The following is a 24,242-nucleotide window of genomic DNA, read 5'->3' as shown; positions in this document are numbered from 1 at the left end:
ATTTAAAATGCTTTTATGAAGTTGATTTTCTATCTCGTATTTATTACAACAAAATGAAAACCGCAATACCAATAAATACTAAAATCTGAATCCATTTAAAAACCAGCCCAGAGTTTTTATGCTTTAAGGTATAGGTTTTAATTTGTCCTGCTAGTAATGCAATCATAGAAAAAATGACAAAGGAAATAAGCATAAATATTCCACCTAAAATATAGAATTGCCAAACAGTAGACATTGAATCACTAAATAAAAAACCTGGGAAAAAAGCTAAAAAGAAAATGGTAACTTTTGGGTTGAGAACATTCATAAAAAATCCCTGAATAAATAAACCTTTTAAGCTTTTCTTTGGAGCAACATTAGATTCCAAATCGATTTGTCCATCAGATTTAAACACTTTATAGGCCAAGTAAATTAAATACATGGCACCTAATAGTTTAATGACGAAAAAGATTGATTCATTTGAGGCAATAATAGCAGAAACACCAAAAGCTAATAACGTTGTATGAATTATACAGCCAGTAATTAAACCGCAAACTGTTGCCAATCCATAAGATTTTCCATTAGTAATACTCTGCACTAATACAAATATATTATCTGGTCCAGGCGAAATAGCCAATGCAGATGTTGCTAAGGCAAATGATAGAATTATCTGGTAGTTCAAAGTTAAAATTTGTACTAAAATACATTAAAACATAATTATTTGTAAAGTTGCGTAATTACTCTCGACCAAATTTGTAAAAACACTATGAAAAAAATTACTCTTATAGGTTTAATACCCTTAGCATTTTTATTTTCTATTAGTACCCAAGCCCAATCTACAGCGACTTATGATATTAATTTTACCAGCACATGGAATTCTAGCGACCATGGAACTCTGCCAAGTAATGCACATTGGTCTGACTTAGTTGGAGCAAATCACAATAGTAATATTACCTTTTTAGAACTAGGAGGTACTGCAACTACTGGCATTGAGAATGTTGCAGAAACCGGATCAAATACGGCCTTTAATTCCGAAGTCCAATCTGCTATTATTAATGGTGAAGCAGAACAATGGCTACAACAGTCTTTTTCTCCGTTTGCTGCCATAAGCTCCGCCACATTAAGTGATATTACAGTATCCCAAGATTTTCCACTATTAACTCTGGTATCAATGATAGCTCCAAGTCCGGATTGGATAATTGCAGTGAATAATCTGGATTTGTGGGACCAAAATTTAAACAAGTGGAGAGAAACATTTACTGTAGATTTATTCCCTTACGATGCTGGTACTGAAGATGGTTTTGGTTATTCTATAAATAATCCCGAAACAAATCCACAAGGTGTTATAACCAATATTGCTGGAGTCTCTGGTTATCCATTTAATTCAGCAAAAATTGGAACTTTAACGATTACTTTTAAAAGTACAACGCTAAGCACAAATGATTTTGCAAGCACTAATGAGGTTAGAATTTTTCCGAATCCAACTAATACTGGTAAAATTACAGTAACTAACTCAAACTCATTGGATCAAATAACTATCTATGATATTCTGGGTAAAAACGTTAAGCAATTAGATAATATTAATAATAAGGATAATACCATTATTAACGTTTCTGATTTAAACAAAGGTATCTACATTGTTAGATTGAAGAATATTTCAGGAAATACTGAAAGCAAAAAATTAATCATAAATTAAGGAATAAATTACCCAAATTGATTAAAGACAATTCGCGTCAGGTATTATCTTTATTAAAAATTATATTGAAATAGTTAGGCGCATTTATTGTGCCTTTTTTAATAAAGCTCTATTTATATCCTTTATAAGCTTAGGGCCTTCGTAAATGAATCCTGTATAAACCTGTACCAAATCGGCTCCTGCCTCAAGCTTTTCAATAGCATCTTTTGCCGAGTGTATACCTCCTACTCCAATGATAGGAAATGACTTCTTGCTTTTTTCGGCTAAGTATTGAATTACTCTTGTCGATTTATCTTTAATTGGTTGTCCGCTTAAACCACCATTACCAATGTCCTTGAGTCTTGTGTCACTAGCTTTTAGGCCTGTTCTATCAACTGAAGTATTGCTAGCAATAACACCATCGAGATTAGTTTCTTCTATCAATTCTACAATTTCATCTAATTGTATATCATTTAAATCTGGTGCAATTTTAAGGAGAATTGGCTTTTGATCATTAAAGGTAGAATTTGCTTTTTGTACAGCAGAAATTAACTCTAGTAAATAATCTTTGTCGTTTAATTTGGCGTGACTTCCCACGTTTGGGCAACTTACATTAAGCACAAAATAATCAACATAAGGGTGTAAAGCATTGAAACAATCTAAGTAATCTTTTGTATAATCTTCAGGAAGTGTTTGTGTGTTTTTACCTATATTTCCCCCAATAATGAGTTGTCCCTTATTTTTTTTCAGTTGGGCAATTGCAGCTTTAAGTCCTTCATTATTAAATCCCATTCGATTAATAATACCTTTGTCTTCTTTTAGTCTGAATAAACGTTGCTTAGGATTTCCTTCTTGGGCCTTTGGTGTTACGGTTCCTATTTCAATAAAACCAAAGCCAAAATTTGCCAATTCATTATATAAAACGGCGTTCTTATCGAAACCTGCAGCCAAGCCAACTGGGTTCTTAAATTTTAGTCCGAATAATTCGCGCTCTAGTCTTTTGTCCTCAACCAAATACAAGCTTCTAAATAAGCTTTTTATTCCAGGTAACTTAGAAATAGTTCTGATTAAAGAAAACGTAAAATGATGAATTTTCTCTGGATCGAAACGAAATAAAACAGGTCGAATAATGGCTTTATACATGAGAACGCTTTTGCTTTGCAAAAATAAACCAAATAGAATCAAATTAAAAGAAACTTGTGCCTTAACAAAGTGTTGATTATTTTTGAGTACAAACCAAATCCAATGACTTCAAAACAGCACATTATAGAAAGATTTATCAGCTACGTTACTATTGATACAGAATCTGACCCAAATTCTAAAACCACACCAAGCACCAAAAAACAATGGGATTTGGCCAATAAATTAGCGGAAGAACTAAAAGCAATTGGTATGAGCGATATCACAATAGACGACAACGCTTATATTATGGCAACGTTACCAAGTAATGTAGAACATGATGTACCAACCATTGGGTTTATTTCTCACTTTGATACCTCACCAGACTTTACAGGAGCGAATGTAAAACCGCAGATTATAGAGCATTATGATGGTAAAGACATAGTACTTAATGCAGAAGAAAATATCATATTATCACCAGATTATTTTGAAGATTTGTTGTTATACAAAGGTCAGACATTGATCACTACCGACGGTACTACACTCTTGGGAGCCGATGATAAAGCTGGTATTACTGAGATTGTTACAGCGATGGAGTATCTTATTAATCATCCAGAAATTAAACATGGTGCTATAAGAGTAGGTTTTACGCCAGATGAAGAAATTGGGAGAGGAGCACACAAATTTGATGTAGAAAAATTTGATGCAGACTGGGCTTACACCATGGATGGCAGTCAAATCGGTGAATTAGAATATGAGAATTTTAATGCTGCTGGCGCAACAATTACAGCCAAAGGCAAAATTGTCCATCCAGGTTATGCAAAAGGAAAAATGGTAAATTCTATGTACTATGCTACAGAATTTATTAATGCTTTACCACGATTAGAAACACCAGAACATACAGAAGGTTATCAAGGCTTTTTTCATTTGCATAGCATAGAAGGCAAAGTTGAAGAAACTATACTAAAATATATTGTTAGAGACCACGATAAAGCCAAGTTTGATGCGCGTAAGGCACTAATGGAAAAAGTGGTATTAGATCTCAACACAAAATTTGAAGCCGAAGTTTTTAAAATTGAACTCACCGACCAATACTTCAACATGAAAGAAAAGGTGGAACCAGTTATGCATATTGTTGATATCGCTGAAGAAGCCATGAAACAACTAGATATTAAACCTTTAATTAAACCTATCAGAGGAGGGACAGATGGTTCGCAACTTTCCTATATGGGATTACCTTGTCCTAATATTTTTGCAGGAGGTCATAATTTTCATGGTCGTTATGAGTATGTACCAGTAGAAAGTATGCTAAAGGCTGTTGAGGTGATTTGTAAAATTGCTGAGTTAACAGCTTTGAAAGCCAATAAATAATTTATTCTACATGATTCTAAACCGTTTTAGATTAAAAACAACGATTATAATATTTACCCTTGGACTATGTTTAACTAGTTGTATTGATGAACAAAAAAAGGAAAAAGAGTCTAATGAAAAAACCACTTTAGATGGTATGGAAATCATAGCTAAAAAATTGCGTCACGTGGTTCTTTTTAAATTTAAGGAGTCTGCAACAAAAGATGATATCAAAAAAATAGAAACTGCATTCATAGAACTACCAGATAAAATAAAAGAAATAGAGGATTTTGAATGGGGTCTAAACAATAGTCCAGAAGGATTGGATAAAGGTTTTACACATTGCTTTTTTGTAACATTTAATAGTGAAGAGGCAAGATCAAAATATTTACCACATCCAGACCACAAAGCCTTTGTAGATATACTTGGTCCTCATTTAGAGGATGTTTTGGTTATAGACTATTGGGCCAAATAATATTTATAATAACATGAATTATAAAATTTAAAAACTCAAAATGCCAACTTCAAAACAACTTTCAAAACACGTTTACCAAGTCTATTTTGGTGGTAATTGGACAGAAGTTAATTTAAAAGACACGGTCTCTAATATTTCATATAAAACTGCAAGTCAAAAAAAAGAAGGTTTTAATTCAATTCTAGCACTCACCTATCACATTCATTATTTCACGAAAGTTCAATTACGCGTTTTAGAAGAAGGTATTTTAGAAGGCAAAGACAGTGAAAGTTATAACCATCCAAATATTACATCGCAATCTGAGTGGGAAGCCTTACATAAAGTGATGTGGCAAGATGCAGAGCGATTTACAGAGTTATTAGAACAATTACCAGACTCCATTTTAGATCAGCCTTTTACTGATAAGAAGTATGGCACTTATGCTACTAATCTTATGGGTTTAATTGAGCACACACATTATCATTTGGGGCAAATTATAATTCTAAATAAAATGATAACTCAATATTAAATCACGTGAAAGAATATCATAAAAAAATGGCCTATAGCTCCGCCTAAAACAAATAAATGCCAAATCACATGATTGTATGGAATACGTTGAATAGCATAGAAAATTATACCCACAGTATAAGATAAACCACCAGCAAACAACCACAAAATTCCATTTGGACCAATTGTTTCGGACAAGTTTGAAAAATCAAATACAATAAGCCAACCCATCACTAAATATAGAAGGGTTGAAAAAATTTCGAATTTTCCCGTAAAAAAGAGTTTTAAAATAACACCAAACGTAGCAACTCCCCAAACTACCCAAAAAAGTGTCCAGCCTAAACTATTTGATAGACTAATTAGTAATACTGGAGTATAAGTTCCTGCAATAAGCAGATAAATACTAATATGATCTACAATTCTAAAATAATGCTTCCTTTTTTCATCTTTAACGGCATGATAAAATGTAGAAGCTGAAAACAGAATTATTATTGAAATTCCATAAATAATAACACTAAATAGACTAAAAGGTATATCAGTATCTACATACACAATCAGCAACACCAAAGCAACAATTCCAAGAGCAGCACCAATACCATGTGTCCATGTGTTGAGTTGTTCCTCTAACTTTGATTGTGTTCGCATTTAACCTTTGGGTTTAGATTTAGTTTCAGATTTGGGCTTTGACCATTTATCAACACAGGCATAAAAATCGATATCAAAAGCAGGATCTTGACGCTTTAATCGCTCATTTTGAAACGCACGTTGCAAAATATCTTCAATTAAATAGTCCTCTTCTTCAACTAAGGGGTTGAATTCTTTTTTTAGGGAAATATCAAATAAACTAGCAGTATTATTAAACCAAAAGGCACGCCAACCACTCCGTAACTCTTTAATGAGTTGAAAGGTAGTTTTCCCTGTTTGTCTGTGAATCAATTTCACTAAAATTTGACCTTCAGTTTTTGTCAATTTTTTTAACTCTGCAGAGAACTCGTCTTCTATATATTTCTGAATAATCTTAGCATAGCGTTTTTTATCACTTCTTCGCTCTAATTCATCTAATCGTTTTTGTAGTGCTTCTAAACGTTCCGCAGCAAGCTTGGCGTAAGGATAAACTTTTAATGTTTTTCGACGTAGTATGATATATCGAATTCGTGCATCTCTATCCTCAAAATTTAAGTTAGGTAGCACCATAACCTCATCTAATTCTACAGCTGTAACAGGAATAGAATCACCTTCAATAATCATGTAATGTACCTGAGTTGAATCTTGTTTTACAGGATCTTCTTGGGCAAAAATAGCCAGTGAAAAAAACAGTGCTATGTAGGTAATATATTTCATGAATTTATATTATACTAAAACCATTCCAAAATTAAGAATTAATATATCCTTTAACCTTAAATTCGTATTAATATTATTATTTTTAAAGAAAAATTTTACACACATGGCTAAAAAGCAATTACTAAACAAAAAGTCCATGGACTTTTTAGAAAAATACTTAAATAACGCTTCACCTACAGGATATGAATGGGAAGGACAAAAAATCTGGATGGATTATCTAAGACCTTATGTAGATGAATTTATTACAGATACTTATGGTACAGCAGTTGCCGTGATTAATCCAAAGGCCAAATTTAAAGTGGTTATTGAAGGTCATGCAGATGAAATTTCTTGGTATGTCAACTATATTTCTGACAAAGGTTTAATCTATGTGATAAGAAATGGTGGTAGTGATCATCAAATTGCTCCGAGTAAAATTGTAGATATTCACACTAAAAAAGGCATTGTAAAAGGCGTTTTTGGATGGCCAGCAATACATACTAGAAGCAGAGCAAAAGAAGAACCACCTAAACCAGACAATATTTGTATTGATATAGGAGCTAAGGATAAAAAAGAAGTAGAAAAAATGGGAGTTCATGTAGGTTGTGTAATCACCTATCCTGACGAATTTCATATTTTGAACAAAGACAAGTTTGTATGTAGAGCCTTAGACAATAGAATGGGAGGTTTTATGATTGCTGAAGTTGCACGTTTACTTCATGAAAACAAAAAGAAACTGCCTTTTGGATTATATGTCACCAATTCTGTGCAAGAAGAAATTGGTTTGCGTGGAGCTCAAATGATTACTGAGACCATACAGCCAAATGTTGCTATAGTTACAGACGTAACGCACGATACCACGACTCCAATGATTGATCCTAAAAAGCAAGGTTTAGCAAAAATTGGTGATGGGCCTGTAGTCGCTTATGCACCAGCTGTACAACAAAAACTAAGGGATTTAATCACAGATACTGCTGAAGAAAAGAAAATACCTTTTCAACGCGCAGCATTATCAAGAGCTACTGGTACAGATACAGATGCCTTTGCCTACAGTAATGGAGGTGTAGCTTCGGCTTTAATTTCTTTGCCATTACGATATATGCACACTACTGTAGAAATGGTACATAAAAGTGATGTAGAAAACGTTATAAAATTGATTTACGAAACACTCTTAAAAATAGAAGACGGAGAAACGTTTAGCTATTTTAAATAATAATACTAAAGCATATAAATGGTACACTGTCACATTGAGCGCAGTCGAAATGCTTAGAAAGTCAAAAATATATAGTTTTCGACTGCGCTCAAACTGACAGAGATTTTAAAAGCTTTTAAATATTTATATGTCACTAACTAACCAAAAAGATAAATTTGACTTTCCAGAAGATATTGTCTATTTAAATACGGCTAGCTTTTCACCTGCCTTTAAATCGGTTAAGACTGCTGGTTTAAATGCAGTAAAAGCAAAATCTCGTCCTGATTATTTTCAATCTTCAGATTTATTTGATCCAGTAATAGAGCTTAGAAAATTATTCGCAAAAGTTATTGATTCAGATGACTACAATCGTATAGTTACAATTCCCTCAGTATCTTATGGAATGGCGAATGCAGCCAGAAATATTACGCTTCAAAAAGGAGATGAAATAATTTTAGTAGAAGAGCAGTTTCCAAGTAATGTTTATATATGGAAGGAACTAGCGGATAAATTTGAAGCTAAAATTATTACCATAAAACAACCGAAATATATAGCAGATTGGAATCATAAAATTCTTGAGGCTATCACAGAAAAAACAGCTGTTGTTGCTATAGCTCAAATCCATTGGGCTAATGGTTTCATATTCGATTTAAAAGCTATTAGAGAAAAAACAAAACAACACAAAGCATTATTAATTATTGATGGAAGCCAATCTATTGGTGCACTACCCTTCTCTATTAAAGACATTCAACCAGATGCTTTAATTTGTGCTGGTTATAAATGGCTATTTGGTCCTTACGGTTGTGCCTATGCTTATTACAGTGACTATTTTGATGATGGAATACCAATAGAGCAAAATTGGTCTATTCGCTTAGGAAGCGAGAATCTGTCTGGTTTAACCCAATACCAATCCGAATACAAACCAAAAGCTCAGCGCTATGCTGCAGGAGAATCTGCAAGTTTTATTTATATAAAAATGCAAATAGCAGCTTTAAAAGAAATTTTAAACATCAATCCTCAAGATTTACAAGATTATTGCAATTCTATCACAGAAGATGCGTTAGAAAAATTAAAAAATATTGGTTTTCGAAGTGAATCGCCAGAACTTAGAGCAAAACATTTATTAGGTATTAAGATTCCAAAAACTATTGATCTAGATAAATTGAAGCACCAACTGAAAAATGCAAATATCATTGTATCATTCAGAGGTGATTACATTCGTTTGTCTTGTCACTTATTTAATACCAAAGCACATTTTGAAAAACTAGTTAAAACTATAACATTAGTCACCCAATAATGGATGAATATATCGACATAGTGAATTCATCAGGGGAACCAACAGGCAAAAGCGCTTTAAAATCTGAAGCGCATAAAAATGGTTGGTACCATAACACTATTCATTTATGGCTTTACACAACTAAAGGTGAAATTTTATTACAGCAGCGCTCTCACAAAAAAGTGATTTATCCTTTACTTTGGGATGTTTCGGTTGCAGGTCATATCGATTCTGGTGAAACGTTTATTAGTGCTGCACTAAGAGAGACTAAAGAGGAAATTGGATTGCAATTAGAAGCAAATCACCTTCAAAAAATTGGTGTTTTTCTTCATGAAACAAATTATGCTGAAGGCAAAATCAAAGATAATGAATATCATCAAGTATATATATCAGAGTTACACATCGATATAAATGAACTATTACCTCAGGAAGATGAAGTGGAAGCATTAAAACTCGTATCTTTTGAAGAATTTGAAGACTTACTAACCAATAGTGAATCTAATCATCATTTTATACCGAGTAACAAATCATACTATTCATTTGTTTTGAATGCCATTAAAGACCGATTGAAAACATGAATTTACTCTTATTAGCAGTTGCACCAGTATTTACGATTATAATATATATTTATTTTCAAGATAAATACGAAAAAGAACCAGCAGGCTTACTTATTGCAAGTTTTCTTTTTGGTGCAATAGTTAGCATCATCATTGTTACAATCTTATATTTATTTACAGGGCATTTTATTCCTATCACAGATAAATTTAGTGTGTGGCAGCAATTCATACAAGCTTTTGTAGTGGTTGCATTGTCTGAAGAATTTAGCAAATATGTAATCGTAAAATACTTTAACCAACCAAAAAAAGCCTTTAACGAGCCTTATGACGGAATTATATATGCCGTTATGGTATCCATGGGCTTTGCATGTACCGAAAACATTATGTATGTGCTAGAAGGAGGTTATCAAACTGCAATTTTAAGGGCTTTTACTGCTGTGCCTGCACATGCAACCTTTGGAATTCTGATGGGCTATTTTATGGGAAAGGCGAAATTTTCAAACAATAGATTTAAATTAAATATGGCTGGACTATTTTTAGCCGTTTTGTTTCATGGAGCCTATGACTTTTTCCTATTTATAGGATTTATTCCTGGTATTTCTATTGGAGCATTTATATCATTAATAATTGGTATCTTTTTATCGCGAAAAGCCATAAAACGACATCAGGATAATTCGCATTTTAAAACGCCTCAAAAAACAATTGAAGAACATGATTAATTTCATGTTTTTAGAGCCTTTTAATGTATAATTTTAACCTCATAAAAATGTAACTATGTATAAAATTAAAGTGAATGCTTCGCATCAATTTGATCTTACCAAAACAGATGCTGAAGCCCTTGACTGTATTGAAATTACTGACAATACTTATCATATACTTCAAGAGAACAGTTCTACTAAAGCTACTATCTTAGATACAAACTTCAATAAAAAACTTTATACTGTTAAAGTGAATAATAATATTTATGAAGTTAATATTAATGATGCTTTAGATCAACAAATTGAAGCCTTAGGTTTTGAAGTTGGAAAATCTAAAAAAGTAAATGATATAAAAGCACCAATGCCAGGATTGATTTTAGAAATTAATGTCAATGAAGGACAAGAAGTTAAAGAGGATGAAGCCTTACTGATTCTTGAAGCCATGAAAATGGAAAATGTGATAAATTCACCTAGAGACGGAGTTATAAAATCAATCAAAGTGAAACAAACAGAGACTGTAGATAAGAATGCACTTTTAATAGAATTCGAATAGTATGAAAAAAATATTAGTAGCTAATCGAGGAGAAATTGCCATTCGTGTGATGCGAACAGCAAAAAAAATGGGTATTAAAACTGTTGCTGTATATTCTGAAGCAGATAGAAATGCGCTACATGTAAGGTATGCAGACCAAGCAGTTTGCATTGGTCCCGCTCCATCTAACCAATCTTACTTAAGAGGAGATAAAATTATAGACGTTGCTAAAGCATTGGATGTAGATGGTATTCATCCTGGCTATGGTTTTTTGAGTGAAAATGCTGATTTTGCTGAATTAGCAGAAAAAAATAATATCATATTCATTGGTCCACGCTCCAAAGCGATTAAGATGATGGGAGATAAATTAGCGGCTAAAGATGCTGTTAAGGATTATGATATCCCAATGGTTCCTGGTGTTGATAGAGCAGTTACAGATCCAACTGAAGCCGTTCAGATAGCTAAAGAGATTGGGTTTCCAATTCTAATAAAAGCTGCAGCAGGTGGTGGTGGAAAAGGAATGCGAGTTGTTGAAAAAGAAAAGGATGTTGAAGAACAAATGAAGCGTGCCATTAGCGAGGCAACTTCAGCTTTTGGTGATGGCTCAGTCTTTGTAGAAAAATATGTGACTTCACCCAGACATGTCGAAATACAGGTTATGGCAGATAGCCATGGAAATATTTTACATTTCTTTGAACGCGAATGTTCCGTACAACGCCGTCATCAAAAAGTGGTAGAGGAAGCCCCTTCTGCTGTTTTAACTCCAAAACTGAGAGAAGAAATGGGACAAGCTGCGATTAACGTGGCACGCTCTTGTGATTACCTTGGAGCTGGTACTGTGGAATTTTTATTAGATGCAGATCACAATTTCTATTTCTTAGAAATGAATACAAGACTTCAGGTAGAGCATCCTGTATCTGAATGGATTTCTGGTGTTGATTTGGTAGAACTTCAAATTAAAGTTGCTAGAGGTGAAAAATTAGACATTAAACAAGAAGATTTAAAAATTAATGGTCATGCCTTAGAGCTTCGTGTTTATGCAGAAGATCCTATGAATGATTTCTTACCGAGTGTCGGTAACTTGGAGGTTTACAAATTACCTGTTGGTAAAAACATTAGAGTTGATAATGGATTTGAAGAAGGTATGGACATTCCTATTTATTACGATCCGATGCTATCAAAGCTTATTACATATGGAGACACTAGAGAGGAAGCAATAGAATTAATGATTAAAGCCATAGATAATTATCATGTAAAAGGAGTACAGACAACATTAGCTTTCGGTCGTTTTGTTTGTGAGCATGAAGCTTTTAGAAGCGGTAATTTTGACACACATTTTGTAAAAAACTACTACTCACCTAGCTTACTTGTAGAACAGCATAAAATTGAAGCTGAAATTGCGGCAAAAATTGCATTGAAAAAATATTTAGAAGATCAGAAATTATTAAGATTACCTAATTAAGACATTATGAATTCCAAAATAAAAACACTAAACGAAAAATTAGCATTATCTCAATTAGGAGGTGGACAAGTCCGAATAGATAAACAACACCAAAAGAAAAAACTAACTGCAAGAGAACGCGTATTGTATTTGCTAGATGAAGGTTCCTTTGAAGAAATTGGTGCGTTAGTTACACATAGAACTAAAGACTTCGGCATGGCTAACCAAAAGTTTTATGGCGATGGTGTTGTGACTGGTTATGGAACAGTAAATGGAAGACTTGTTTATGTATTCGCTCAAGACTTTACTGTTTTTGGTGGTTCATTATCAGAAACTCATGCAGAAAAAATCTGCAAAATTATGGACATGGCCGTGAATGTCGGTGCACCAATAATAGGACTCAATGATTCTGGTGGAGCACGTATACAAGAAGGTGTTCGTTCTTTAGGTGGCTATGCCGATATTTTTTATAGAAACGTACAAGCATCTGGAGTGATTCCGCAGATTTCTGCAATTATGGGACCTTGTGCTGGTGGTGCTGTATATTCACCTGCCATGACAGATTTTACTATAATGGTACAAGATACAAGTTATATGTTTGTAACTGGACCAAATGTTGTAAAAACAGTAACCAATGAAGAAGTTACAAGTGAGGAGTTAGGTGGAGCAAGTGTTCATTCATCAAAATCTGGTGTTGCACATAAAACCTCAACCAATGATATTGAATGCTTAGAAGATGTAAAGACTTTGTTAAGTTACTTACCACAAAGCAATAGAGAAACAGTAGAAGATTTACCATTTCAATTAAAAGAAGAAATTAGAGAAAGCTTATCTGATATAGTGCCAGAAAATCCTAATAAGCCTTATGATATGCATCAGGTTATTGAAGGCATTATTGATGAAGATTCATTCTACGAAATTCATAAAGATTATGCAGAAAATATCATTGTAGGTTTTGCTCGTCTAGGAGGAAAATCGATAGGTATTGTTGCTAATCAACCTATGTTTTTAGCTGGTGTTCTTGGCGTAAAAAGTTCTAAAAAAGGTGCACGTTTTGTAAGATTTTGTGATGCGTTTAATATTCCATTATTAGTTTTAGAAGATGTTCCAGGATTCTTACCAGGAACAGATCAAGAATGGAATGGTATTATTGTGAATGGGGCAAAACTACTTTATGCTTTTAGTGAAGCTACAGTGCCAAGAATTACTGTAATTACCAGAAAGGCTTATGGCGGAGCTTATGACGTAATGAACTCAAAACATATTGGTGCTGACATGAATTTTGCATGGCCAAATGCAGAAATTGCCGTAATGGGAGCTAAAGGTGCTGCGGAAATTATATTTAAGCGCGAAATTGTTTCTGCTGAAGACCCAGAAGCAAAATGGAAAGAAAAGGAGGCTGAATATGCTGAGCTATTTGCCAATCCGTATAGTGCGGCAGAACGTGGGTTTGTTGACGAAGTTATTTTACCAAAAAATACAAGACGTAAACTTATAAAGGCATTTAGTATGCTTGAAAATAAGGAGGTAAATAGACCTAAGCGTAAGCATGGGAATATTCCGCTTTAATCAAATATGCGGCCATAATAGTTTAAATCTACTATTTCACCTTTTGTTGTTCTGTAATCTTTTCTGATGGTACCTTCGAGCTCAAATCCATTTTTAAGGATTACAGCAATACTTCCTTTATTTCTACTATTAGCTCTGCACAGTAGTTTTATAAATTTATACTCTACAATAATATGATCTATGACTAAATTTGTTGCTTTTGATACTATACCTCTACCCTCATAATCTTCATCTATAAATGAACCTAATTCTGCTTTAGGCACATTCATATCAATATTTTTTACATCTACTAAACCAATAAATTTGTTGGTATTGACATCGGTTATCATATAAGGCAAATAACTTATAAAATTAATACGTTTTTGGATTTCAACTCCGTAAGCTAAAGTATCTTCTAAAGTGCGTGTTTTAGAAACTGTACCTGCAAAGAAATCTTCTAGTCTTGCTCTATTATTATCAATTAAATTGAAAAGCTCTTCACCTTCATTAGGTTGGAGTAAATCAATTTTAAAATTATCAAATATCATTTTCATACTATTCTGGGAATTTACTTTTATTTATTCCTGGGACAATTCGAAGTGCATTTTTATAATATACTTTTTTTAATACTTCATCTGATAAATCTAAACCATACATTGGCCAAAATGCATGATACTTTTTATGGTAAGGGAAATACTCATCATCAGATTCTAGAACTCTAAAATAGGTTGGAAATTCTTCTGGTTTCCAACTATCTTTTCCAAATAAGATTCGGTCTTGATACTTTTCGAAGAATGCTTTTGCAAATCTTGGTTGACGTCCTAATTCTGCTATAATAGCACCAATGCCTACATTCATATTTGGCATTTCATCTAACAGCTCAGCCAGCTTACCTAAATCATTAGCAAACCAACCCATATGAGCATTAATAAAAGTGGTATTCTTATGCTTTTTAAACATATTATGTTGTTCTTGTATAATCTGCTCCCAAGGCGCTGGGTTATTGGCCCCACGTTTTCTGTTTGGCCGTGTTTTCAGTTCAAGCCAACGTTCATTGTCACCATCAAAATCATCCCAAAAAGATTTTGGATCTGCAGAATGTATTAATACCGGAATACCTAATTCACCACACTTAGCCCAAATTGGATCCAATCGAGCATCATCAATGGCTAAACGCTTTCCTTCAGAATCAGTATTACGTAATCCTAGACTTTTATAAACTTTAAGACCAACAGCACCTGCTTTAACATCTACTTCTAACTGTTTTACTTTTTCTTCTATCCATTCATCCGCTCCAGCTCCCTCAAAATCAATATTACAAAATACCATAAAACGCCCAGGATAATTGGTATTTGCATTAGCCAAAGCTTTAACTAAATTTTCACCTGTTCCTCCACTTAAATTGACCATTACCTGAAGATTCAAGGTATCCATGGCAGTAATTACAGGTTTCAAATCTTGAGTAGCCATTCTAAATTGATGACCGTGAACATCTATAAATGGGAATTTTGCACGTTTTACGATCTTACCAGGTACTACAAGAGTTGATTTAGGATTATATGCTTCGAAAGTTAAGTCTTGAGCTATACTAGTGTTTGAAATGAGTAATGATATTAATAAGAATACTGTAATTCTGATTTTCATATAGATTAATTTTTATCAAATATAAATTTATATAAAACGCTTGATGATTATGACAGTTTATGATGCGTTTAACACTTATATTTTCGCTTGAAAAGTGTACAAATCATAATAACGTCCTTTAGCTTTTATTAATTCATCATGTGTACCGCGCTCTGCAATATGTCCAGCTTCGATGACTAAAATTTGATTAGCCCTTTTTATTGTACTTAAACGGTGCGCTATAACTATGGTGGTTCTATTATGGGTTAATTCTGATAAACTTTTTTGAATTAAGCCTTCACTTTCTGTGTCTAAATTAGAAGTCGCTTCATCTAAAATAATGATTTTAGGGTCCGCTAAAATGGCTCTTGCAATAGCAATTCGTTGTCGCTGTCCTCCAGACAATTTCACGCCACGTTCACCTATTAGAGTTTCTAAACCATCATCAAAGCGATCTGTAAACTCATTGACATAAGCCGCTTTTACCGCATACTGTAGTTGGGATTCTGTTGCATCTGGTCGAGGAAACATAATGTTCTCTCTAATTGTACCTTCAAACAGGAATTCGTCTTGCAGTACAACACCTAAGTGCCGTCTAAAGCTGTTCAACTTTACTTTTGATAAATCTTGACCATCAATGGTAATCATACCAGATTCGGGATTTAAAAATGTAGCTGATAAACCTGCTATTGTTGATTTACCAGAACCCGAACTACCAACTAATGCAATCACTGAACCAGAAGGTGCTTCAAAATTAATATTATGCAATACTGGTTTACCTTCTTCATAGGCAAAAGACACGTCATTAAATTTTATATCGCCTTTTATAGTTTCTAATTGAATGGTTCTATCTTCTTGTTCATCTTCGGCAGCTAAATTCATGAGCTCTTCTGTTCGGTCTAAGCCAGCCAATGCTTCCGTTAATTGGCTACCAATGTTACTCATTTGTACAATTGGGGCAATCATAAACCCAAGGATTAAAGTAAAAAACAAAAATTCACCTGTGGTCATTGCCTCTTGGATCATATAATAACCACCAATCCCCATAATTCCTGTAGTTGCTACACCTATTAAAAATGTTGAAGAACTTGTCATTAAAGCTGTTGCGGTTAAACTCTTTTTAACGTTTTCAAATAAACGCTCCACACCTTTTTCGAACACTTTATTCTCTTGTTCTTCAGCATTAAATGCCTTAATTACCCTAACACCTGCGAGTGTTTCAGTTAATCTACCCGTGACCTCTGCATTTATCTTACCTCGGTTTCTAAAAACTGGTCTAATAAATTTAAATGCTTTTAATGCAACAATTCCGAATAACGATAATGGTACAAAAACGAATAACGTCATCCATGCATTTAACTTTATCAAAATGACTAAGGAAACGATTGCAGTGAATGAACCACCAACTAATTGTACCAAACCTGTACCTATTAAATTTCGTACTCCTTCAACATCGCTCATAATACGTGATACCAAAGCACCCGATTTAGTATTATCAAAAAAACTAATGGGCAATGAAAGTACTTTCTTTTGGACTTGTGCTCGCAATTCTGAAATTAGAAATTGGGCTTGAACACTCAAAATTCGAGTTAATAAAAAAGAAGTTACAGACTGAACTAAAATTGCTGTGAGCACGATACCAATAAGCATGTATAATCCATTAAAATCTTTATTTGGCACTACATCATCTAACAATACTTTACTCTGCCATGGTAAAATAAGACCAGATAAGCTCCTAATTACGATTAATACTAAACCTATAAGAACTAAATTACGTCTTGGCCAAATTATGGTCTTAAAGGCAGTTGCCATTGTAACCTTTGGCTTGTCTTTTTTGAACTTTTTAGGACTATCTTTTAAGTGTTGCATTTAATTTTTATGTAAATATACGTTTGTCTGAAACTACAGAACAATGAATCAATTGTGTTTTATAATTTATTTTGAAAATAGAAACTCAATTCTTAATCCAGCAAATGTCTATGATAATTAATTTGACCTAAATGATATGCTAAGTGCGTTGTGAGATGTACTAAAAAATATTCTGTTGTCATCGTATATTCGAATACGCGAGGCTTGTATTCTTTCTGCAAATGTTCTTGAGTTAATTTACTTAAAGTCTTTTCTACAACTTCAACAGTATTATCTATCTGCTTAATCAAATCTAATTTTGAAATATCTTTGAGAGAGAATTCTAAATCACGCTGTCTTACATAACCTGAATCTCCTAAAATTGCACCTATAAAATGATTTAAATTTCCAACGAGATGAAGACACAGATTTCCAGCAGAATTTGAAACCGAACCATCTGTTTTCCAAAGATTAGCTTCATCATTATATAACTGGATTTCCGTTTTTAACTTATTGAGATCTCTACTAAATAGTTTAATTAATGTCTCTGTTAACATGCAATGTATTTAATATATATTAATATCTGATTTTAGTATTACTTCCAATCAAAAATAGACATTTATTGCCTTACTTTTATGCCATGCAAAACCAACAACGTTCGCAATTAGAATTTGTGGTCTTAATGGCTGCTTTAATGTCTATCGTAGCCGTATCAATTGATGCCGTATTACCTGCACTTCCTATAATTGGCAATTATTTAAGCAGCTTAGGTGATGTTGAAAATCAAAAAATTATTACGCTTATATTTTTAGGGCTTGGTGTTGGCCAACTTATTTTTGGACCACTCTCAGATAGTTTTGGACGCAAACCAATGGTATATTTTGGTTTTGGCGTTTTTGTCATAGCTTCCATTATTTGTATTACTACTAAAAACTTCGAAATGATGCTTTTTGGGCGAATTCTACAAGGAATAGGGTTATCATCACCAAGAACAATGTGCATTGCTATTGTTAGAGACTCTTACAATGGAGACCATATGGCTAAGATTCTATCAATTGTAGTAATGACCTTTATTTTAGTACCTGTAGTTGCACCAATGCTAGGACAGTTTTTATTATTTCAGTTTGGTTGGAAATCTATATTTACTTTCAACTTAGCTTTTGGCTTTTTGGTACTTATATGGTTTTGGAGACGACAACCAGAAACGCTTCATAAAGAATATAAAAAATCCTTTAGTCTTTCTATTTTTAAAACAGGTACAATAGCTTTTTTTAAAATCAAATCTGCAATAATTTACACCTTATTATCCGGCTTTATCACTGGTTCTTTTATGGTATATTTAAGTACCTCGCAACAAATTTTTCAGCAACAATATGATTTAGCAGAATACTTCCCTTATATTTTTGCGAGCTTAGCCATAACCATAGGTTTAGCCACTTATTTTAATAGTCTCTTGGTAATGCGATTTGGAATGAAAAACTTAGTGAATATTGCTTTAATTGCCTTCATAATTATTTCTTTACTATACGTTTTACTTCATTGGTCTGGGAAAAATCCAAGTATTGAAGTACTATTATTATTTTTAAGTCTGCAATTTGCAAGTGTAGCCTTTTTATTTGGAAATCTTAGAGCCTTAGCCATGGAACCCTTGGGACATATTGCAGGTATCGGGTCGGCTTTAAATGGTTTTATTTCTACAGTTATGGCAGTGCCAATTGCAAATTATATAGGAAGTTTTGTAAAAGATTCAGTTGTACCACTTTTTATTGGTTTTGTGGTATGCGGAGTCATTTCTATAGTACTATTCTATTTTAATAGCAGTACCCTTAGAAAATTATTAAAAACGGTTTAAAAAATTTCTAAACTTCCCTTCCCTTCTCTAATAATCTCTGGTGGACTAATTGATAAATCAATTATTGTTGAAGCTTCATTACCACCATAACCTCCATCAACGACGATATCTACCAAATTATGCCACTTTTCTAGAATTAATTCTGGGTCTGTGGTATATTCAATAACATCATCTTCATCTCTGATAGATGTAGAAACTATTGGATTTCCTAAAGCAGCAACTAAATTTAAAGCAATTGAATTATCTGGTACTCTAATACCAACTGTTTTTCGTTTTTTAAACGGGTTTGGAAGATTCTTTGAACCTGGTAAAATAAAAGTATATGCACCAGGTAAGGCGCGTTTTAAAATTTTAAATGTTGTGGTGTCAATTTGTTTCACATAATCACTAAGATTGCTTAAATCTTCGCAAACAAATGAAAAATTAGACTTTTCGAGCTTCACTCCTTTAATTCTTGCAATACGTTCTAAGGCCTTAACATTAGTAATATCGCAACCTAAACCATAAACAGTATCAGTCGGGTAGATGATTAAACCTCCACGCTTTAAGGTTTTAACTACCTTCTGAATTTCTCTAGGATTAGGGTTTTCAGGATATATTTTAATAAATTCGGCCATAATATGTATCTTACAAATACGTTTACAATGTAAATAATTTTTCAACATGAAATCCTTAAAATTTATATTCAATAGTTTATTTGTCATTGTACTATTTATATCATGTTCTTCTGAGAGTTCAGATGATGGCAATCTAGATATATTAAATCCATTAGCTGCCTATGAAGAATTAGACATTTCTTATGGAAGTGATAGCGATCAGGTTTTCGATTTATATTTACCCGCTAATAGAACTAGTGCTACGAAAACCGTGATTCTTATTCATGGTGGTGGATGGACATCTGGTGACAAAGCAGATATGAACCCATTTAAGGAATATATAAAGACACAAATGAATGGGTATGCTATTGTGAACATGAATTACAGATTGGCAGACGAAAACAATCCACCTTACCCAATGCAAATAAATGACATAACAACTGTTGTGGATTATTTAGAAACTAATCAAAACAACTATACTATTTCTAATGATATTGGTTTTGTAGGAGTTAGTGCTGGTGCACATTTGTCATTATTATGGTGTTATGCTTTTGATGTTGAAAACCAAAGTGAAATGGTATGCAGTGTTGTTGGTCCAACCAACTTTACAGATCCAGTATATTTAAATAATACAAATCCTTTAATACAAGAAATATTAGATGCCATAGGAACTGACACATCCATACCGTTTTTAGAAGAAGTAAGTCCTTATCATAGAGCAACAGTGTCATCACCTCCTACAATTATGTTTTACGGAGGGCAAGATCCATTAATACCAACAACGCAAGGCACAGATATGAGAGATAAGCTTGAAGAACTAAACGTAACTCATGAATTTAACTTCTATCCAGACGAAGGCCATGGTTGGGTTGGGTTGAATTTATTAGATACAACCCTAAAATTAAGAACCTTTATTGAAACACATATGCAATAATTAATTACCGCATTATTGTAAGCTTCGCAAAACGCAACAATAATTTTTTAGTATCTCCTTTTTGAAATTTAATTTCTGCTTTAGCATCGCCTCCTTTACCTTCAATTTTCATTACTTCCCCCCTACCGAATCTTTGATGGTTTACAATATTACCAACAGTCAACTTACTATCAAATAAATTTGAGTTATCGTCAGATTTAGTTAATGGCTTCATTTTTTTAGGTGTACTAATTGTGAAATTTTCAGGCTTTTCTTTTGCTTTCTTTTTTGCCATTTTTGCTATTTTGGGTTTCGCAAATCGCACTTTATTAGGCTCAATATCACCAAATATGGACGCATCTAACATTGGATTAAAACGTTGCTCTTTTAATGGTGTAACAATATCTACAAACTCATCATCAATCTCTTCAATAAATCGACTTGGTTCAGCATCAATCAGTTTTCCCCAGCGATATCTAGACAAAGTATAGGTTAAATAGGCTTGTTTTTCGGCTCTTGTTAAAGCTACATAGAATAATCGTCGTTCTTCTTCGAGCTCACTACGAGTATTCATACTCATAGCACTTGGAAATAAATCTTCTTCCATACCAACAATAAATACATGACCAAATTCTAAGCCTTTTGCTAAGTGAATAGTCATTAATGCCACATGGTCTGGATCACCTTTATCTGCATCTAAATCTGTAGCTAGAGCAACATCTTCTAAGAATTCTGCTAAAGAATCTCCTGCATCAGCCAATTCAATCTGACCTTCAACAAAATCTTTAATACCGTTTAATAATTCTTGAACATTATCCATTCGAGTGACACCTTCTGGAGTACCATCTTTATTTAATTCTCTAATCAATCCACTCGTTTTAGTGACATGCTCTGCTAAATCAAATGCATTAGCATTCTGATTCATCACTTTATAACTCTCTATTAGTGTTACAAAATCTCTAAGCTTGTTCTTAGTACCACTGTTAATATTGATTTCTATAGAATCAATATCTTTTAAAACATCATAAATAGTTTTTCCTGTTGCATTAGCTGCAACTATTAATCTATCAACAGTCGTTTGCCCTATTCCTCTGGCTGGATAATTAATGACACGTTTCAGTGCTTCTTCATCTGCAGAATTGAGAATTAACCGCAAATATGCCGTTACATCTTTAATCTCTTTTCGTTGATAAAAAGATAAACCACCATAAATACGATATGGAATATCGCGTTTGCGCAATGCATCCTCTATAGCACGAGATTGAGCATTAGTTCTGTATAAAACTGCAAAATCACTATTATGTAGTTGCTGATTCATTTTGGTTTCCCAAATAGTACTCGCTACATAACGGCCTTCGTCACCATCAGTTAATGAACGATGTACTTTTACTTTTTCACCAATATCGTTTGCTGTCCAAACAATTTTATCGAGCTTGGTTTTGTTATGTTCAATAACAGAGTTTGCCGCGCCAACAATATTTTTTGTAGAACGGTAATTCTGCTCCAAACGGTAGGTTTTAACACCATCATAATCCTTTTGAAAATTCAGAATATTATTAATGTTTGCACCGCGAAACGCATAGATACTTTGCGCATCATCACCGACAACACATATATTTTGAAAACGATCTGCTAGAGCTCTTACAATTAAATATTGAGAATGATTTGTATCCTGATACTCATCTACCAAAATATATCGAAACCTATTTTGATACTGAGCTAACACATTTGGAAAACGCGTTAATAGCTCATTTGTTCGTAACAAAAGATCATCAAAATCCATAGCGCCAGCCTTGAAACATCGTTCTACGTATTCTTGATAAATCTCTCCTAATCTTGGTCGTCTTGCCATAGCATCAGCCTCCATCAATTCAGGATTTTTAAAGTAAGCCTTAACTGTAATTAAACTGTTCTTATAAGATGAAATTCTGCTATAAACCTGTTTTGTTTTATAGATATCTTTATCTAGTCCCATTTCCTTGATAATAGAACCAAGCAGCTTCTGGGAATCTTGAGTATCATAGATCGTAAAGTTGCTAGGGAATCCTAGATGATGTCCTTCAAAGCGCAAAATTTTAGCAAAAACAGAGTGAAAAGTTCCCATCCATAAATTCTTTGCTTCACTATCACCAACAATATCAGAGATTCTGCCTTTCATTTCTTTGGCAGCCTTGTTGGTAAATGTTAACGCCAAAATATTAAACGGATCAACACCTTGACTCATTAAATAGGCGATACGATACGTTAGTACACGTGTTTTACCAGAACCCGCACCAGCAATGATTATCATTGGGCCATCTTTCTGTAAAGTCGGTGCTAATTGTGCGTCGTTTAGTTGACTGAGATACTTTTCCAAATGCATTTTTTTTCGAACTGTGAAATTAAGAATTGTCACAGGTTTTTCCATATAGAAATTACATTAATTATAAACAAACTATCAAAAAATTAAGTTGATTAAATTTCAATATCTTAGTGCAAATTTTTATTTCATGAAAAACCTATCTTTCCTCCTTTTATTTTTATCAATATTTTCATTTGCTCAAAATTCTATTGAACAAGACATCATAGATATTGAAGACAAATTGATAGAATGGAGACATTATTTTCACCAAAATCCCGAGTTGTCGAACAGAGAATTTAAAACTGCAGAAAAGATAGCAGAGCACTTAAAATCTCTTGGATTAGAAGTGGAAACAGGAATAGCCAAAACAGGCGTTGTTGGTATTTTAAAAGGTAACCATCCTGGCAAAGTAGTCGCACTTAGAGCAGACATAGACGCACTTCCTGTTACAGAACGAAATGACTTATCATTTAAATCTGAAGTAAGAACAACTTTCTTAAACACAGAAACCGGAGTGATGCACGCCTGTGGACACGACACACATATTTCTATTTTAATGGCTACAGCCGAAGTATTATCAAAACATAAAGACAAAATAAATGGTACTATTAAATTTATATTTCAACCCGCTGAAGAAGGTCCACCTCCTGGCGAAGAAGGTGGTGCAAAACTAATGATCAAAGAAGGGGTATTAGAAAACCCAAAAGTAGATGCTATTTTTGGATTGCATATCAATTCTCAAACTCCAGTTGGTACTATAAAATATAAAACTGGTGGCATTATGGCTTCAGTAGAGCGCTTTGTGGTTACAGTTAAAGGTAAACAAACGCATGGTTCTCAGCCATGGTCTGGCGTCGATCCTATTTTAATTTCTGCAAAAATTATCGATGGTTTTCAAACTATCATAAGTAGAGAAGTAAAACTAACAGACGAAGCGGCTGTAATTACGGTAGGTAAGATTACTGGTGGCACACGTTTTAATATTATTCCTGAATCGGTAGAAATGATTGGAACTGTAAGAACTTTAGATCCAGAAACACGTGAATTAATTATGAAACGTATGGATAACATGGCACACGATTTAGCTACTGCATATAATGGAAGTGCAGTAATTGATTGGCAAAACAATACTTCAATCACCTTTAATGATGCTGAACTTACATCTGAAATTCTACCATCACTTCAAAAAGTTGCAGGAGAAGGGAATGTACAAATCATGAAAGCTACGACTGGTGGAGAAGATTTTTCATACTTCCAAGAAGTGGTTCCTGGAGTATATTTCTTTTTAGGAGGTATGACACCTGGTACAGAGGAATCTTTCCCTCATCATACACCAGATTTTAAAATTGATGATAGTGGTATGCTATTAGGTGTAAAAGCATTTACTCAAATTACTTTAGATTTTTTAAATAACAACTAAT

The 24,242-nt window shown here is 33.4% G+C and carries 24 protein-coding genes; 14 read left to right on the top strand and 10 right to left on the bottom strand.

What is annotated here, in order from left to right; translation table 11 throughout:
• Positions 1–43: 43 nt before the first annotated feature.
• Complete coding sequence (locus Q0822_RS13385) at positions 44–661, bottom strand: LysE family translocator (RefSeq protein WP_299124493.1); 618 nt, start codon at positions 659–661, stop codon at positions 44–46.
• A gap of 84 nt (positions 662–745) precedes the next feature.
• Here Q0822_RS13385 and Q0822_RS13380 point away from each other — a divergent pair, with 84 nt between their 5' ends.
• A complete protein-coding gene (locus Q0822_RS13380; protein ID WP_299124491.1) occupies positions 746–1,675 on the top strand; it encodes a spondin domain-containing protein in 930 nt (309 codons plus the stop codon).
• Between the two features lie 84 nt (positions 1,676–1,759).
• On the opposite strand, the gene Q0822_RS13375 is transcribed toward Q0822_RS13380, so the two are convergent.
• Complete coding sequence (locus tag Q0822_RS13375) at positions 1,760–2,797, bottom strand: quinone-dependent dihydroorotate dehydrogenase (protein WP_299124489.1); 1,038 nt, start codon at positions 2,795–2,797, stop codon at positions 1,760–1,762.
• Positions 2,798–2,899: 102 nt separating this feature from the next.
• Between Q0822_RS13375 and pepT the strand changes: the two genes are divergently transcribed.
• The 3 genes from pepT to Q0822_RS13360 are packed head-to-tail and all read left to right on the top strand — an operon-like array spanning position 2,900 to position 5,106.
• Positions 2,900–4,144, top strand: coding sequence for a peptidase T (pepT, locus tag Q0822_RS13370; protein WP_299124487.1), 1,245 nt, complete (start codon positions 2,900–2,902; stop codon positions 4,142–4,144).
• A gap of 10 nt (positions 4,145–4,154) precedes the next feature.
• Entirely contained in the window at positions 4,155–4,598 is a 444-nt protein-coding gene (locus Q0822_RS13365; protein ID WP_299124485.1) for a Dabb family protein, read from the top strand.
• 40 nt (positions 4,599–4,638) lie between these two features.
• The gene (locus Q0822_RS13360) at positions 4,639–5,106 is read left to right on the top strand and encodes a DinB family protein (RefSeq protein ID WP_299124483.1); all 468 of its coding nucleotides are present in this window, start codon (positions 4,639–4,641) and stop codon (positions 5,104–5,106) included.
• Here the strand turns inward: Q0822_RS13360 and Q0822_RS13355 are convergent.
• Together Q0822_RS13355 and Q0822_RS13350 are read right to left on the bottom strand one after the other, a co-directional pair.
• Positions 5,103–5,729: a hemolysin III family protein gene (locus Q0822_RS13355; RefSeq protein WP_299124481.1), complete on the bottom strand. Its 627-nt coding sequence runs from the start codon at positions 5,727–5,729 to the stop codon at positions 5,103–5,105. The genes Q0822_RS13360 and Q0822_RS13355 overlap by 4 nt on opposite strands.
• Entirely contained in the window at positions 5,730–6,425 is a 696-nt protein-coding gene (locus tag Q0822_RS13350; protein WP_299124478.1) for a DUF4294 domain-containing protein, read from the bottom strand. It lies immediately after the preceding gene.
• A 103-nt stretch (positions 6,426–6,528) separates the two neighbouring features.
• Here Q0822_RS13350 and Q0822_RS13345 point away from each other — a divergent pair, with 103 nt between their 5' ends.
• The 7 genes from Q0822_RS13345 to Q0822_RS13315 all read left to right on the top strand — a co-directional run bounded on the left by Q0822_RS13345 (position 6,529) and on the right by Q0822_RS13315 (position 13,669).
• Complete coding sequence (locus tag Q0822_RS13345) at positions 6,529–7,617, top strand: M42 family metallopeptidase (RefSeq protein WP_299124476.1); 1,089 nt, start codon at positions 6,529–6,531, stop codon at positions 7,615–7,617.
• Positions 7,618–7,744: 127 nt separating this feature from the next.
• Positions 7,745–8,893, top strand: coding sequence for an aminotransferase class V-fold PLP-dependent enzyme (locus Q0822_RS13340; RefSeq protein ID WP_299124474.1), 1,149 nt, complete (start codon positions 7,745–7,747; stop codon positions 8,891–8,893).
• Positions 8,893–9,450 (top strand): NUDIX domain-containing protein, encoded by a 558-nt coding sequence (locus tag Q0822_RS13335; RefSeq protein WP_299124472.1) that lies wholly within the window; start codon positions 8,893–8,895, stop codon positions 9,448–9,450. Before Q0822_RS13340 ends, Q0822_RS13335 begins: the two co-directional genes overlap by 1 nt.
• Positions 9,447–10,148, top strand: a complete 702-nt coding sequence (locus Q0822_RS13330; protein WP_299124470.1) for a PrsW family glutamic-type intramembrane protease — start codon at positions 9,447–9,449, stop codon at positions 10,146–10,148. The genes Q0822_RS13335 and Q0822_RS13330 overlap by 4 nt, the downstream gene beginning before the upstream one ends.
• A gap of 55 nt (positions 10,149–10,203) precedes the next feature.
• Complete coding sequence (locus Q0822_RS13325; protein ID WP_299124468.1) at positions 10,204–10,680, top strand: biotin/lipoyl-containing protein; 477 nt, start codon at positions 10,204–10,206, stop codon at positions 10,678–10,680.
• Between the two features lies 1 nt (position 10,681).
• Positions 10,682–12,121, top strand: a complete 1,440-nt coding sequence (gene accC / locus Q0822_RS13320; protein WP_299124466.1) for an acetyl-CoA carboxylase biotin carboxylase subunit — start codon at positions 10,682–10,684, stop codon at positions 12,119–12,121.
• Positions 12,122–12,127: 6 nt separating this feature from the next.
• Positions 12,128–13,669: an acyl-CoA carboxylase subunit beta gene (locus tag Q0822_RS13315; RefSeq protein WP_299124464.1), complete on the top strand. Its 1,542-nt coding sequence runs from the start codon at positions 12,128–12,130 to the stop codon at positions 13,667–13,669.
• Here Q0822_RS13315 and Q0822_RS13310 read toward each other — a convergent pair.
• The 4 genes from Q0822_RS13310 to Q0822_RS13295 all read right to left on the bottom strand — a co-directional run bounded on the left by Q0822_RS13310 (position 13,666) and on the right by Q0822_RS13295 (position 17,676).
• Complete coding sequence (locus Q0822_RS13310; protein ID WP_299124462.1) at positions 13,666–14,202, bottom strand: GNAT family protein; 537 nt, start codon at positions 14,200–14,202, stop codon at positions 13,666–13,668. The genes Q0822_RS13315 and Q0822_RS13310 overlap by 4 nt on opposite strands.
• 1 nt (position 14,203) lies before the next feature.
• On the bottom strand, positions 14,204–15,292 hold the full coding sequence (locus tag Q0822_RS13305; protein ID WP_299124460.1) for an amidohydrolase family protein: 1,089 nt from the start codon (positions 15,290–15,292) through the stop codon (positions 14,204–14,206).
• 75 nt (positions 15,293–15,367) lie between these two features.
• Entirely contained in the window at positions 15,368–17,140 is a 1,773-nt protein-coding gene (locus Q0822_RS13300) for an ABC transporter ATP-binding protein (protein ID WP_299124459.1), read from the bottom strand.
• Between the two features lie 92 nt (positions 17,141–17,232).
• A complete protein-coding gene (locus tag Q0822_RS13295; RefSeq protein WP_299124457.1) occupies positions 17,233–17,676 on the bottom strand; it encodes a DinB family protein in 444 nt (147 codons plus the stop codon).
• 83 nt (positions 17,677–17,759) lie between these two features.
• On the opposite strand from Q0822_RS13295, the gene Q0822_RS13290 reads away from it, so the two are divergent.
• Positions 17,760–18,971, top strand: a complete 1,212-nt coding sequence (locus Q0822_RS13290) for a multidrug effflux MFS transporter (RefSeq protein WP_299124455.1) — start codon at positions 17,760–17,762, stop codon at positions 18,969–18,971.
• On the opposite strand, the gene Q0822_RS13285 is transcribed toward Q0822_RS13290, so the two are convergent.
• Complete coding sequence (locus Q0822_RS13285; RefSeq protein ID WP_299124452.1) at positions 18,968–19,588, bottom strand: L-threonylcarbamoyladenylate synthase; 621 nt, start codon at positions 19,586–19,588, stop codon at positions 18,968–18,970. The genes Q0822_RS13290 and Q0822_RS13285 overlap by 4 nt on opposite strands.
• 46 nt (positions 19,589–19,634) lie before the next feature.
• On the opposite strand from Q0822_RS13285, the gene Q0822_RS13280 reads away from it, so the two are divergent.
• Positions 19,635–20,501, top strand: coding sequence for an alpha/beta hydrolase (locus Q0822_RS13280; protein WP_299124450.1), 867 nt, complete (start codon positions 19,635–19,637; stop codon positions 20,499–20,501).
• Between the two features lie 4 nt (positions 20,502–20,505).
• Here the strand turns inward: Q0822_RS13280 and Q0822_RS13275 are convergent, their stop codons facing one another.
• Complete coding sequence (locus Q0822_RS13275; protein WP_299124448.1) at positions 20,506–22,836, bottom strand: UvrD-helicase domain-containing protein; 2,331 nt, start codon at positions 22,834–22,836, stop codon at positions 20,506–20,508.
• Positions 22,837–22,969: 133 nt separating this feature from the next.
• Between Q0822_RS13275 and Q0822_RS13270 the strand changes: the two genes are divergently transcribed.
• Positions 22,970–24,241 carry an amidohydrolase gene (locus Q0822_RS13270; RefSeq protein WP_299124446.1) on the top strand — a complete coding sequence of 424 codons (1,272 nt, stop codon included), beginning with the start codon at positions 22,970–22,972 and terminating at the stop codon, positions 24,239–24,241.
• Position 24,242: the final 1 nt, after the last annotated feature.

Source organism: uncultured Winogradskyella sp. (assembly GCF_947496485.1).
GTDB lineage: Bacteria > Bacteroidota > Bacteroidia > Flavobacteriales > Flavobacteriaceae > Winogradskyella.
The sequence above is the reverse complement of the archived record's forward strand: the minus strand, read 5'-3'. Positions and strand labels throughout refer to the sequence as shown.